General features: G+C 71.2%; 9 protein-coding genes and 2 pseudogenes. 1 reads left to right on the forward strand and 10 read right to left on the reverse strand.

All coding sequences use genetic code 11. The features are described from left to right. The 7 genes and pseudogenes from CEY15_RS13450 to CEY15_RS13480 all read right to left on the reverse strand — a co-directional run. A partial coding sequence (locus CEY15_RS13450; RefSeq protein WP_141244264.1) for a transposase occupies positions 1-631 on the reverse strand: 631 nt, incomplete at its 3' end. 59 nt (positions 632-690) lie between these two features. Beyond that, positions 691-1,425, reverse strand: coding sequence for an MlaE family ABC transporter permease (locus CEY15_RS13455; protein WP_095718887.1), 735 nt, complete (start codon positions 1,423-1,425; stop codon positions 691-693). Positions 1,426-1,466: 41 nt separating this feature from the next. Continuing rightward, a pseudogene (fadD5, locus tag CEY15_RS13460) lies at positions 1,467-3,061 on the reverse strand (fatty-acid--CoA ligase FadD5). A 39-nt stretch (positions 3,062-3,100) separates the two neighbouring features. Next, a complete protein-coding gene (locus tag CEY15_RS13465) occupies positions 3,101-3,898 on the reverse strand; it encodes an enoyl-CoA hydratase-related protein (RefSeq protein ID WP_095718888.1) in 798 nt (265 codons plus the stop codon). After that, positions 3,895-4,880: pseudogene (locus CEY15_RS13470) on the reverse strand (NAD(P)H-dependent flavin oxidoreductase). Before CEY15_RS13470 ends, CEY15_RS13465 begins: the two are co-directional and overlap by 4 nt. Then, positions 4,880-7,090 (reverse strand): 3-hydroxyacyl-CoA dehydrogenase NAD-binding domain-containing protein, encoded by a 2,211-nt coding sequence (locus tag CEY15_RS13475; RefSeq protein ID WP_095718889.1) that lies wholly within the window; start codon positions 7,088-7,090, stop codon positions 4,880-4,882. The pseudogene CEY15_RS13470 and the gene CEY15_RS13475 overlap by 1 nt, the downstream one beginning before the upstream one ends. 42 nt (positions 7,091-7,132) lie before the next feature. Next, positions 7,133-8,350, reverse strand: coding sequence for an acetyl-CoA C-acetyltransferase (locus CEY15_RS13480; protein WP_095718890.1), 1,218 nt, complete (start codon positions 8,348-8,350; stop codon positions 7,133-7,135). A gap of 162 nt (positions 8,351-8,512) precedes the next feature. On the opposite strand from CEY15_RS13480, the gene CEY15_RS13485 reads away from it, so the two are divergent. Then, on the forward strand, positions 8,513-9,730 hold the full coding sequence (locus CEY15_RS13485) for a TetR/AcrR family transcriptional regulator (protein ID WP_095718891.1): 1,218 nt from the start codon (positions 8,513-8,515) through the stop codon (positions 9,728-9,730). Between the two features lie 40 nt (positions 9,731-9,770). Here the strand turns inward: CEY15_RS13485 and CEY15_RS13490 are convergent, their stop codons facing one another. From CEY15_RS13490 to CEY15_RS13500, 3 genes are all read right to left on the reverse strand, one after another. After that, on the reverse strand, positions 9,771-10,730 hold the full coding sequence (locus tag CEY15_RS13490) for an oxygenase MpaB family protein (RefSeq protein ID WP_095718892.1): 960 nt from the start codon (positions 10,728-10,730) through the stop codon (positions 9,771-9,773). Positions 10,731-10,985: 255 nt separating this feature from the next. Beyond that, on the reverse strand, positions 10,986-12,083 hold the full coding sequence (locus tag CEY15_RS13495; RefSeq protein ID WP_095718893.1) for an oxygenase MpaB family protein: 1,098 nt from the start codon (positions 12,081-12,083) through the stop codon (positions 10,986-10,988). A gap of 7 nt (positions 12,084-12,090) precedes the next feature. Next, the gene (locus CEY15_RS13500) at positions 12,091-13,587 is read right to left on the reverse strand and encodes an aldehyde dehydrogenase family protein (protein ID WP_095718894.1); all 1,497 of its coding nucleotides are present in this window, start codon (positions 13,585-13,587) and stop codon (positions 12,091-12,093) included. Positions 13,588-13,607 lie beyond the last annotated feature (20 nt).

Here is a 13,607-nt window from a genome sequence, read left to right on the forward strand (position 1 = left end):
TTGCCTGGCCCAGGACGTCGATGTGGTCGGCAGCGGTGTTGGAGCCAGCATTGCCCGGGCGCAAGCTCGCGGCGAGAAACTCTTCTGTGTTGTCGCACCACACGCCGATCGGGTGGTAGCCGAACGTGCGCTTATATGTCGGAGCTGCATGTTCCTTCTCGCTGTGGGTGACCACGATGGTGGCGTCCACATCGAGCACGATCGTCGATCCCAGATCCCGCCCCGCACACGCCGATGCGGGCACCCCGCCGGGCAGGTGCGACCACACGTGCCGCCGGGTGCGGGCACGGGCGACCTGGATCTTCTTGCGCTTGCCGGCAGTGACCTCATCGAGCGTGCGCCACACCGTCGGCGCCGACGCCACTGGGCCCAGGGCCTCGGATTGGTGGCGCAGGACGCCGATGTCGGAGATGGCCTCGCCGCCATCGGCGAGCATCACCGCGACGTCGATCAGCACCCGGCCGCGGTCGTGGATCGGGATAAATTCTCGGCGAGCCATGGCCCCTGACAGCTCGGCGGCCAGACCGACCTGATCAGCCAGAAGCCGAGGCGCGATGGCCCCGGCGTGGGAGATCACCCCGACACCATCAGCAGTAACGGACAGACCGGACGACCACGAAGTACGCTTCACTTACCGAGTGCTTTCTGCTGGCGAACATGGAACCTTAGACAAGTCCCAGTTTCCCCTGTTCAGGAAGCACTTCGGTCTATTTTCGCCCAGCGATCCGCAGATCCCCGTGAATCACCGGGGTCAACGGACGCCCGGTCCGCAGGCGCCACTTGAGCTCGAGCAGCAGGACGCGGTAGGTGAGCGTGCGCACCGGCCACGGCACCAGTCGATTGGCCGCCGCGGTGACCTCCAGAAACCCCGGCCGACTCCCCCTGGCCGTATACCTGGTAGATCAGGCACGCGGTCACGCCCATCGCGGTGACCAGGGCGCACAACACCATGGAGACCAGCACGGTGGCGATGACGCGGGGCACCACCAGTCGCTCGATCACGTCGAGCCCCATCACCTCCATGGCCTCGACCTCCTCGCGGATGGTGCGGGAGCCCAGGTCCGCGCAGATGGCCGAGCCGCCGACCCCGGCCAGCATGAGCGCGCAGACCAGCGCCGAGGCCTGCCCCACCACGACGAAGGCCACGACGGCGCCCGCGTACCCGGCCGCACCCAGCCGGCCCGCCAACTCCCCCACCGACACGGCGACGAGCACGCCGACCGGCAGCATCAGCAACAGCGCGGGTACCAAGCACACGCGGGCGACGAACAGGGCCTGGTCGCGGGTCTCGGCGAGCGAGAGACGTCCCGTGACGACCGTGCGCACGCAGCTCAGCAGGGTGAAGACCGAGTACCCGACCAGGGACCCGACCTGACCCGCCAGGTCGCGTACCGGACCCCGGCCCGCGGGGAGGTGGAAGACCATGTCAGCGGTGTCCGGGCGTCGCAGTCGGCTCGGCCGGCGGGTCAGACGCCGATGGTGCCGTGCGCCGAACGCAGGGCCCCCTTGACCACCTTGCCGCTGGCGTTGCGCGGCAGCTCGTCCACGTGAACGAGGTGCTTGGGCAGTTTGAAACCGGCGAGCCTGTCGCGCAGCCACCCGGTCAGCTCGTCGAGGGTGAGGTCCGGGGCACCTTCCCCCTCGTGCTGGGCGACGACCGCGACCGGGACCTCGCCCCACGTGTCGTCACTCCGGCCGATCACCGCGACCTCGCGGATCCGCGGGTGGCCCGCGATCACGTTCTCGACCTCGGCGCAGTAGATGTTCTCGCCGCCCGAGATGATCATGTCCTTCTTGCGGTCCACGACGTAGACGAAGCCCTCGTCGTCCATCCGGACCAGGTCACCGGAGTGGAACCAGCCACCCTCGAAGGCCTCCGCGGTCTCCGCGGGCTTGTTCCAGTAACCGGACATGGTGGTGGGTCCGCGGTAGACGATCTCGCCCACCTCGCCGGGACCGACCGGCTCCCCGAACGCGTCGATGACACGGGCCTGCAGGGTGGGGATGACCTTGCCGACGGACCCGAGCTTGCGGATCGCGTCGTCACCGTCGAGCGCGCAGGTGATGGGGCTCATCTCGGTCTGGCCGAACACCGCGCAGTTGAGGGCGTCCGGGAACGTCTCGGACATGGCGCGCAGGATCGTGTCCGTGGACGGGGCCGCACCCCACGAGATGTTGCGCAGCACAAGCGTCCGCGGGCGGGCCTTCTGCTCGGCGCAGACGGCCTGCCACTGCACGGGCACGAGGAAGACGCTGGTGATCCGCTCCGCCTCGAGGGTGTCGAGCAGGGCGGACGGGTCGAAGGCCTGCAGGGGGTGGACCACCGTGACGCCGCCGAGCTGGAGACTCGGGGCGATCGAACCGAGCGCCGCGATGTGGAACATCGGGGCCGCGCACAGTGCGCGCCCCTCCTCGTCGAAGAGCCGGAACACCCGGATACAGGTCAGGGACTGGGCGGTGAGGTTCTCGTAGGAGAGCATCGCGCCCTTGGGCCGACCCGTGGTGCCCGAGGTGTACATGATGAGAGCGGTCGCGTCCTCCGGGACGTCGACCGGCGGATGCGGTTCGCCCTCCTCGGCCAGCGCGTCGGCGAAGGTGGTCTGGTCCTCCGTTCCGGACTCGCCCCCGATGACGATGTGGTCTCCCGGCTCCTCACCCTGGGCACGGATCGCCCCGACGAGCGGGGCGAGCAGGGCGTCGGTGACGACGACCTTCGGCGCGCAGTCGCTCACCAGGTAGGCCAGCTCGGCCGGGGTGGGCGGAAGTTCACCGGCACCGCGATGGCACCCAACCGGTTGATGCCGAGCACCGCCTCGACGAACTCCGGGTTGTTGAGGGTGATCAGCATGACCCGATCACCCCTGGCGACCCCACGACGGGCCAGCGCGTCGGCGAAGAGACCGCTGCGCTCGTGTAGCTGCGACCAGGTGGTGGTCTGGCCGAGGTAGCGCAGCGCCTCGCCGTCGGGGTTCATCTCGGCGTGGGTAGCCACCCACGTGTTCCAGTGGTTGCGACGCGCGGCGTGGAGTTCCGCGACGGGGTCCATGGTGGCGGTGGTCATGATTCGGCCTTTCGTGGGCGGTGAGGGTGGAGGACCGGGTCAGGAGAAGTCGGGGCGTCTCTTCTCGAGGATCGAGGCGACCCCTTCGGCGAAGTCGTCGGACACCAGGAGCTCGCACTGTCCCTCGTGCTCGCGGGCCAGCGCGGCGTCCAGCTCGGCGAGTGTGGCCCCGGTGACCGACTTCTTTGTGAGTTCCAGGGCGCGGCGGGGGCCGCGGGCCAGCCGGCGGGCGAGCGTGGCGGCGGCGGGGCGCAGGTCCGCGGCGGGCAGGACGTCGAGTGCCAGACCCACCTGCTGGGCCTCCGCTGCCGCCACGGCGTCCCCGCGCAGCAGCATCCGGGAGGCGACCGAGCGGCCGACCGCCGCGGGAAGGAGCACGCTGGCCCCGCCGTCCGGCATGAGGCCGATGTTGGTGAACGCGAACAGCAGGTACGCGTCGTCGGACATGAGAACGAGGTCGGAGGCCAGCGCCAGCGAGACGCCCACCCCCGCCGCCGGACCGTTGACCGCGGCGATCACCGGGACCGGGGCGGTCAGCACCGCCCGCACCAGCTCGGCGGCGCTGGTCATGGTGGCCTCGGGGCTGGGCGCCTCGTCCGTCCCGGCCCCGTCCCGGATGGCCTGCAGGTCCGCCCCGGTGGTGAACGCCCCGCCCTCGCCGGCGAGCACGATGACCCTGGTGTCGGGGTCCAGGCTCTGCTCGGAGATGATCTCCACCAGTGCGCACACCGTCGGGTGGTCGAGCGCGTTCATCCGGTCGGGTCGGTTGATGCTGATAGTCGCGACACCCAGGTCGTCGCGGTCGACCATGACCGCGTCCCGGCCCGTGGGGGTCATCGGACCGTCTCCGCGGCGGCGACCATGCCGGCCAGCCGGTCGGTGATGATCGACTCGGCCTCGGCCATCATGCGGTCGACCAGCTCGGCCGCGGTGAGCACGTCGTCGATCAGGCCCTGGCACTGACCCGCCGACCAGATGCCGGCGTCCAGGTCGCCGTCCTCGAAGACCTTGCGGCCCCGGGCCCCGGCGACGAGGTGCTGGATGTCGGAGAACTCCACGCCCTCGGCCTCCCTGGCCACCACTTCCGCCGAGACGGCGTTCGCCGCGACCCGCGCGGTGTTGTGCAGCGTGCGGAAGATGAGCGTGGTGTCGAGCTCGGAGTTGGCGACGATCTGCTGCTTGACCTGGTCCGCGACCGGCGACTCGGCCGTGCACATGAACCGCGTCCCCATGTTGGCGCCGTCGGCCCCCAGGGCCAGTGCGGCCACGAGGCCGCGGGCGTCGGCGATGCCCCCGGACGCCAGCATCGGGATGGTCAGCCGGGCCGCCGCGGCGGGGATGAGCACCAGACCGGGGACGTCGTCCTCACCGGGATGTCCGGCGCACTCGAAGCCGTCGATGGAGACGGCGTCCACGCCGAGCTTCTCCGCCTTGAGTGCGTGCCGCACGGAGGTGCACTTGTGGATGACCTTGACGCCGGCGGCGTGGAAGACAGGGAGTGGTCCTTGGGGTTGGACCCGGCGGTCTCGACGATCTTCACGCCCGACTCGACGATCGCCTGGCGGTACTCCGCGTACGGGGGCGGCGTGATCGACGGGAGGATCGTGAGGTTGACCCCGAAGGGCTGGTCGGTCATCTCCCGGCACCGGGCGATCTCGCGGACCAGGTCCTCGGGCGTCGGCTGGGTGAGCCCGGTGATGATTCCCAGCGCTCCCGCCTCGGACACGGCGGCCGCGAGTTCGGCGCGGCCGACCCACATCATGCCGCCCTGGACGATCGGATGACGGACGCCGAACTCCTCGGTGAAGCGGGTACGGATCACGGCTGGACCTCCTCGTAGGTGCCGCCGGAGGCGGCCTTGGACCGCAGGGACTCCGGCGGGGTGAAACGGTCCCCGTAGCGTTCGGCGAGCTCCTCGGCGCGGGCGACGAAGCCGGGCAGGCCGCCCGGGTACTGGTCCATGTAGCGGGCGACGCCGCCGGTCCAGCCCGGGAAGCCGATGCCCAGGATCGAGCCGACGTTGGCGTCGGTGGTGGTCTCCAGCACGCCCTCGTCGAGGCACTTGACGGTCTCGATCGCCTCGGCGAACAGCATCCGGTCGATCGCGTCCTGCAGCGGGATCTCGGTGGCGGGGCCGAAAGCCTCCGCCAGGCCCGGCCAGAGTCCGGAGCGCTTGCCGTCGGTGTACTCGTAGAAGCCGGCGCCGGTGGAGCGGCCCTTGCGGTCGTACTCGTCGATCATCGTGTCGAGTACGGCGTTGCCCGGGTGGTCGGGCAGCGGCCGGCCCTCTGCCTCGGCCGCCTGGCGGGTCTCGTCACGGATCTTGCGGGGCAGGGTCAACGTGAGTTCGTCCATCAGCGCGAGCACCGGCGCCGGGTAGCCGGCCTGCGAGGAGGCCTGTTCGACGGTGGGCGCGGGGACGCCCTCGGCGAGCAGCGCCATGCCCTCACTGGTGAAGGTCCCGATGACCCTCGAGGTGAAGAACCCGCGGGAGTCGTTGACGACGATGGGGGTCTTGCCGATCTGCGCGACCAGTGCCAGGGCGCGCCCGAGGGCATCCTCCGAGGTCTCGGCGCCCTTGATGATCTCGACCAGCGGCATCTTGTCGACGGGCGAGAAGAAGTGCAGGCCGATGAAGTCGGCCGGCCGGTCCACGCCGCCCGCGAGCATGGTGATGGGAAGGGTCGAGGTGTTGGAGCACAGCAGCGCGTCCGGGGCGATGTGCGGCGCGATCTCCGCGAACACCGTCTCTTTGACCTTCGGGTCCTCGAACACGGCCTCGATGACGGCCTGCGCACCGGAGGCGGCCGCGGCGTCGGTGGTGGGGGTGATGCGCGCCAGGAGCGCCTCGCCCTTCGCCTGCGCGGCGTCCCGGGCCTCGCCCTCGGTGGCGCGGGCGACGGTCTTGGCGACGAGCTTCTCCGAATAGCCCTTGCCCCGCTCGGCGGCGGACTGGTCGATGTCCTTGAGGACGACCTCCATACCGGCCTTGGCGCACACGTAGGCGATCGCCGCGCCCATCATCCCGGCGCCCAGGACCACGACCTTGGTGATCGGTTCGCGGTCAGCCGACCCGTACGCCTTCGCGAGCCCGTTGGCCTTCTGCAGGTCGAAGAAGAACGCGCGGATCATGTTCTTGGCGGTCTGCCCGGTGGCGAGTCCGGCGAAGTAGCGGGCCTCGATCGCCTGGGCGGCGGCGAAGTCCACCCCGGCGCCCTCCACGGCCGCGGCCATGATCGCGACGGGGGCCGGGTACGGCGCGCCCTTGAGTTGCTTGCGCAGCATCGCGGGGAACGCGGGGAGGGTGGCGCCGAGCGCCGGGCTCGACGGCGTGCCCCCGGGCATGCGGTAGCCCTTGCGGTCCCACGGCTGGGTCGCCGCCTCGGGATCGTCGGCGTTGGCGGCGATCCACGCCTTCGCCGCGGGCACCAGGTCGTCGGGGCCGGCCACCAGCTCGTCGACGAGCCCGAGCTCGTGGGCCCTGCCCGGACGCAGGCGCCTGCCCTCGAGCAGCACCTCCGTCAGGGCCGTGGCCACACCGAGCATGCGCACGGTGCGGACGATCCCGCCGCCACCGGGCAGCAGACCGAGGCTCACCTCGGGTAGGCCCAGCTGGATCGCGGGCGAGTCCACCACGATCCGGTGGTGGGTGGCCAGCGCGATCTCGAGACCGCCGCCGAGCGCGGCACCCGCGATGGCGGCCACGACGGGCTTACCCAGGGTCTCCAGTCGCCGCAGTGGCGCCTTGGCCCGCTCGACGGTGGCCACGGCCAGGTCCGCCCCGTCAGCGGGGATCGACAGGATGTCGCCCAGGTCGCCGCCGGCGAAGAAGGTCTTCTTGGCGGAGGTCAGGATCACGCCGGTGATCTCGTCGACCTCGGAGGCGATCCTGTCGACGGCCGCCTCCATGGACGCCAGGTAGTCGGCGTTCATGGTGTTGGCGCTCTGACCCGGATCGTCCATGGTGAGGACGACGACGCCGTCGGCGTCGCGCTCGTAGGTGATGGTGTTGGTGAATTCGCTGCTCATTGGGGTTTTTCTCGTCCTTGTCAAGGCTGGCGGCCGGGTCGTCTACAGGCGTTCGATGATGGTGGCGATGCCCATGCCGGCACCCACGCACAGGGTCGCGAGGGCGTAGCGGGCGTCGCGGCGTTCCAGCTCGTCCAGGGCGGTGCCGAGGATCATCGCGCCGGTCGCGCCGAGGGGGTGCCCCATGGCGATCGCGCCGCCGTTGACGTTGATCTTCTCCATGGGGACCCCGAGGTCCTTGGCGAATTTCATCGGCACGGCGGCGAACGCCTCGTTGACCTCGAACAAGTCGATGTCGTCGATCGTCAGGCCGGCTTTGGCGAGGGCCTTGCGGGCGGCCGGGGTGGGGCCGGTGAGCATGATCGTGGGCTCCGAACCGATGACGGCGGCCGAGACGATCCTGGCGCGCGGCGCGAGGCCGTTGCGCTCGCCGGCCTCGGCGTTGCCGATGAGCATCGCGGTGGCACCGTCGACGATCCCGGAGGAGTTCCCGGCGTGATGGACGTGGTCGATGCGCTCGACCGAGTGGTACTTCTGCAGCGCCACGGCGTCGAAACCGGCCTGCTCACCGAGCGCCGCGAACGACGGCCGGAGTGACGCGAGATCGTCGGCGGTGGTGCCCCGCCGGATGTGCTCGTCATGGTCGAGCACGACCAGACCGGCGGAGTCGACCACCGGGATGACCGAGCCCGCGAAGCGGCCCTCGTCCCAGGCGGCGGAGGCGAGCTCCTGCGACCGCGCGGCGAACTCGTCGACGTCCCCGCGGGAGAAGCCCTCGATCGTGGCGATGAGGTCCGCGCCGATCCCCTGCGGGACGAACGAGGTGGAGTAGTTGACCCGGGGGTTCTGCGCCCAGGCGCCGCCGTCGGAGCCCATCGGGACCCGCGACATCGACTCCACGCCACCGGCGACGACGAGGTCCTCCCACCCCGCGCGGACCTTCTGCGCGGCCAGGTTCACGGCCTCGAGCCCGGAGGCACAGAAGCGGTTCTGCTGCACCCCGGCCACCGTCTCGGGCAGTCCGGCGGCGAGGGCCGCGATGCGGGGCAACACCGCGCCCTGCTCACCGACCGGACCGACGATGCCCATGACGACGTCCTCGATCTGTGCGGGATCGAGACTGCTGTTGCGCTCGACCAGCGAACGCAGCACGCCGACGGCGAGGTCGATCGGGGCGACGCTGTACAGCGAACCGCTGGACTTGCCCTTACCGCGTGGCGTGCGCACCGCGTCGTAGATGTAGGCCTCGGGCACTGACATGGGTGGGTTGTCCCTTCCGTCCCGAGCCGGTCTGCGACGACGCACTCGAGACACTCACATGGATTCGATCACATATATCTGTGAATTCGGGTTTACTATGGCCACTGTATCCGCTGTTGTCAAGATCACACCCCGATCCGCCCTCACGAGATCCGAGAGGTCATGACGTCGTCACCACCACTGCCCACGAGGTTCCCGGACGCCCCTCCGCCGGGGTCCCGACGTGCGGAGATCGCGCTGGCCGCGGCCGAGGAGTTCACGCGACGCGGATACCACGCGACCCGTGTGGAGCACATCGCGGATCGACTCGCGGTGACCCCCGGTGCGCTGTACCGGTACGTCCCGGGCAAGTACGCGATGTTCCGAGACGCGGTCGCCACGCTCGTCGGGGAACTCGACGCCGCCACGTCCGGTTCCGATGACCTCGACCACCTGGTCGACTCGGTCACCCGGGCGACGCTGACCCACCGCTCCCGCGCCGCGCTGTACCGCTGGCAGATCCGGTATCTCACGCCGGAGGACCGGGCGGCGGTCGTTGCGGCCGACATCCGGATCCGCCAGCGATTCTCCGACGCGATCCGCGGACACGGCGGTGTCGCCCGGACCGGGACCCGGGGCGCGGCCGGCGCCATCCTCGCCTGCATCGCCTCGCTCGGCCATCACCGCATCGAGGTCACCGAAGCGGGCGCGGTGGCGCTGATGCAGTCGATCGCGGCGGACCTGGCCGGATCCACCCCGGGCGTCAGGTCGACGACTCCACGAGCGGAACACCCGCCCGCGCCCGGGCCCACGGCACCGGGCCGGCTCCGTGGCGGGGCCGCCACCCGGGAGGGCGCGATCACCGCCGCGATAGCCCGGTTCCACTCCTCCGGATACGACGAGGTGACGATGGAGGCGATCGGCGCCGACGTGGGCGTCGCCGCGTCGGCGTTGTACCGGCACTTCCCCGGTAAATCCGCCTTGCTCACCGCAGCCGTCGACCGGACCGCGACCCTGGTCTCCGACCTACTCGACCGCCACGCCGCCCTGCACGGCTCCGGGGACGACCCCGCCCGGGCACTCGTCGATCTGCTCGACCAGTACGTCTCCATCTCCTTCTCCCACGGACCCGAGCTCATGCTCTACCACTCGGAACTCGGCATTCTCGACCCCGACGACAGGCGGCGGATCCGCCGGTCCCAGCTGCGCCAGCTCGAGCGCTGGGCCGGGCTGGTCCGCGAGGCGGCGCCTGCGGGATCCGCCGTCGACGACGCGACGGCCCGGATCCGGGTCCACGCCGCCCTCGCCGTGGTGCTGGACGGCGGGCAGGGCTCGGGCTTCCACCCCTCGGCCACCGCCCGACTCGGCGAACTGGCGCGGCTCACCCTGCTGTCCCGCTGACGGCCGCGGCCCTCGTCACCCGGGGCCGGCCGGACTCGCCTCAGGCCAGCGGGGCGACCGTCCCGCGGGAGTAGCGGGTGATCTGCCGACGGATGCGCCGGTAGCCGCGGGCCTCGAGTGCGGTACGCAGCCTCGGGCTCACCGCGGCCGCCCCGTGGGTCACGAGGTTGGCCGGGAACACCAGGGCCGGGTACCACGGCAGCGCGGGCCGCCGGCCCAACTCGCGCATCCCGGCGACGCCGTTGAGGTAGGTCGCGAGGCTGCGGTGTCTTGCCACGTCCAGGCGGCGGCGCACCGGGGCGAAGCGGGGGAAGTCGGACAGTCCGTAGGACTCCAGCAGCGCCTCGGCGAGTACCGCCGAGTTGGCGTCGGGCGGCGGCGAGGTGCGCAGGAAGTGGTACATGTCCCGCAGGCCTCGACGCGGTCGGTCGTGGAGGAAGTCGGGGTCCACGCCCATCACGTGGCCGATCCAGCGCCACAGGTGCATGACGGCCCGCCCGTCGGCGCGTGAGTGCGGGATGCCCAGCACGAGGGTGCCCAACAGGAACGTCGCGGAGAACAGGCCGTTGGTGGCTGCCATGTCCGCCTGGTTGATGGGCAACCCCTTGGCCGAGGTGTCCCACCCCTTCGCGAGCATCGCGCGGTTGACCCGGGCGTGCATGAGCCGCACGTGCACGGTCATTTCCCAGCCGGCACTCCCCGGGCGCCAGCCGTCAGGTGCCGCGACCGCGTGCCACCAGGCCATGGTCTCCGCGACCCGCGTGGCGGTCCCCTCCCCGGTCAGGCGACCGGTCGAGGTGAGCACCTCGGTCGTGGCCGCCGGCCGGTAGCCGCCGAGGAGGGCGAGGTCACCGAGCACATCCTGTCCGGTCAGCCCGGCGCGGAGGCAGACCCGGGCACCGTGGTCGGCGAGGTCGGGATCCAGCCAGTCGGGGATCTCGGTGACGGCGCCGACGAAGTCGCCCACCTCGGCCGGCTCCCCCCGGGGGCGAGGACTCACCGGCCGCCGCCGCCCTCAGCGCCGCGCGCACCCGCGCCATGGAGGTCTCACCCCTGTCGATCGCCTCCAGGACCGCGTCGGCACGCGGGTCACCGGACATCAACGCCTCGGAGATCCGCGCGCGATCGGCGGGCGTGGGGCCCGAGCGCACGTCGGCGAACGGCCGCAGCAGGCGTGCCGCCCGGCGCCCCCACCGCTCGTCGGCGGCGAAGCGGGCCGGAGCCCCGGGGGGCCTCGGCGGAGCGGAGGCGGTGGTCATGCGCGGTCCTCTCCCCGTCCCTCCCCGCCGCCGTGCATCACCGGGCAGCCCTCGATCCGGTCCCGCGGCTGGATGGGGCAGGCCCCCAGGTCGGCGGGCCGGTAGCCGTTCGGATACCCGGGGTAGGTCCGGTTCTCGGTCGCGCTCGACCCCAGCGCCCGTCGACGCACCGGGAGCCACCGGACCACCGCGGACCGGGCCCGCAGCGCCGCGTACGCGGCCCTGCGTCGTCCCGGCGGCTGCCACGGGAAGCCGAAGGCCCGGGTCATGTCGTCGTCCACCAGCGACAGGACCACCTTGCGGACCGCGGGGCGGACCGCCTCCGGATACCAGGAACACATGAGATCGAGCGTGTACGTGCCGATGAGCTCGTTGTTCCGGTCGTAGCGGAAGGTGCGGGCCTCGTAGTCGTCACGCCACCGGCGGAACTCCCCGATGTCCTCCGGGATGTCGGCGATCTTCATCCGCTGCCCCACCCCGCGGTAGAAGTGGAACGCGGCCAGTCGCTCGTGGGGGTGCAGGCGCCGCCACCCGATCGCGTCGATCCACTCCAGCGGCTCGTAGATGAACGTCGACAGCACGTACAGCATGTCGTCATTCGTGATCTCGTACCGCGCGTGCTGGCGGTCGATCACCCGCAGCGCCTCCTTGCCGCGCGGCGAGTCGTACCCGTGCTCGACCAGCTCCACCATCAGCAACGCGGTGTCGTCGTACCGCTTCTGGGGGTTGTCGCGGAACTGGCCGGCCTGCTCCAGGACCGCCGACACCGAGGGCACACAGTACGTGCGGTACAGGGCCAGCTCGAGTGCCCGCTGGTAGTCCCAGGGGAACTCGTAGGAGGAGGTGATGCGGTGGATCTCCGCCGCGTCGGCGACCGGGTCGAGGGACGCGATGAGATCCCGCCAGTACCAGCGGCCCGGCTTGAGCGGCGGCGACGCCGTGAGCGGGTGCTCGACGGCGGCGTCGGCCACCAGCTCGGACGGGATCGGTCCGAACACCCCGGGCAGGGTGCGCCGTCCCGTGTCCGCGGAGCTCGTCGTCGTCGTGTCCCGGAATTCCTCCGGCGTCGTCCTGTTCGAGGCGGTGGCGGTCATCGGGAGATCACAGCTTTCCCTGCACGTTGGCCAGCATCCACTTGACCACCTTGATGTCCCTCGGCTTGCGGGTCATGGTCATGAGGTTGAGCGGGGCGGCGAACTTCTGTGCCGTGATGGCCTTGGGCCGCGAGAACTCCCGGAGCCCGTCGGCGCCGTGGATGCGGCCGAAGCCCGAGTCGCCCGACCCACCGAACGGGAGCGAGGGGATCCCGGCGAAGGCCAGGAACGCGTTGACCGACACCATGCCCACGTCGAGCTTCTCCGCCAGCGCCAGTCCCCGCTTGCGGTTGCCGGTGAAGATCGCGCCGCCGAGGCCGTAGCTGCTGGCGTTGGCCTTCTCGACCGCCTCCTCGAGGTCCGCGACCGAGTTGATGACGACGGTCGGCCCGAACGTCTCCTCGGTGATCGCCGTGGAGTCCTCGGGCACGTCGACCAGCACGACCGGCTCGACGACCCGCTCCCCCACCGACTCCTCGCCCCCGATGACGGCCGTGCCACCCCGGGCCAGCGCGTCCTTGACGTGTCGGCGGACGATGTCGATCTGGGACGGCAGCGTCATGGGGCCGTAGCTGGAGGTCACCGAGGTGCCGGGGGTCAGCGCCCGGACCTTCGCGGTGAACTTGTGGACGAAGGCGTCCCGGACGTCCCGGTGGACGTAGATCCGTTCGACGCCGGCGCACGTCTGCCCCGCGTTGCCCATGGCGCCGAAGACCGCCTGGTCGACGGCCGAGTCCAGGTCGGCGTCGGCGTCCACCAGGAACGCGTCCTTGCCGCCGCCCTCGATGACGACGGGGGTGAGGGTCTCCGCGCACGCGGCCATGACCTTGCGGCCCGTCGCGGCCGACCCGGTGAACGCCAGTTTGTCCACGCCCGCCCTGCACAGCGCGGCGCCGGTCGAGCCGTCACCCGTGATGGTCTGGAACAGCGGCTGGGAGGCGCCGAGCGAGTTCCACACCTCGGCGAGCCAGACGCCCACTCCGGGCGTGAGTTCACTGGGCTTGAACACCACGGCGTTGCCGGCGGCCATGGCGTAGGAGAGGGTGCCCATCGGGGTGAACGCGGGATAGTTCCAGGGGCCGATCGCGCCGACGACGCCGTACGGCTGGTACTCGACGTAGGCCGCCTGGTTGCTCATGAGCAGTCCGGCGGACACCGAGCGGCGGCGCAGCACCTTGTCGGCGTTCTTGGCCGCCCACTCCAGGTGGCTCACCGTGAGCATGACCTCGAGCGTCGCGTCCTCGTCCGGCTTGCCGGTCTCGGCGGAGATGAGCGAGGCCAACTCGTCGGAGCGGGAGGCGATCGCCCGCTTGTACTCGAGCAGCCACTCCCGACGACCGCGCGGACCCTGGGCGGCCCACCAGCGGGCGGCGGCGCGCGCACGCTCGACGGCGAGCGCCACCTCCTCGGGTCCGGCGATCGGGTACTCCGCCAGGACCGTGCCGTCGCGGGGATCCAGGCTCGCGAGCGTGGGGCCGGTCTTGCTGGGTTCGGTGGTCGTCATTCGGGTTCCCTCCAGTTTCC

Origin of the sequence: Dietzia natronolimnaea, from assembly GCF_002289575.1 — a bacterium.
GTDB classification, from domain to species: domain Bacteria; phylum Actinomycetota; class Actinomycetes; order Mycobacteriales; family Mycobacteriaceae; genus Dietzia; species Dietzia natronolimnaea_A.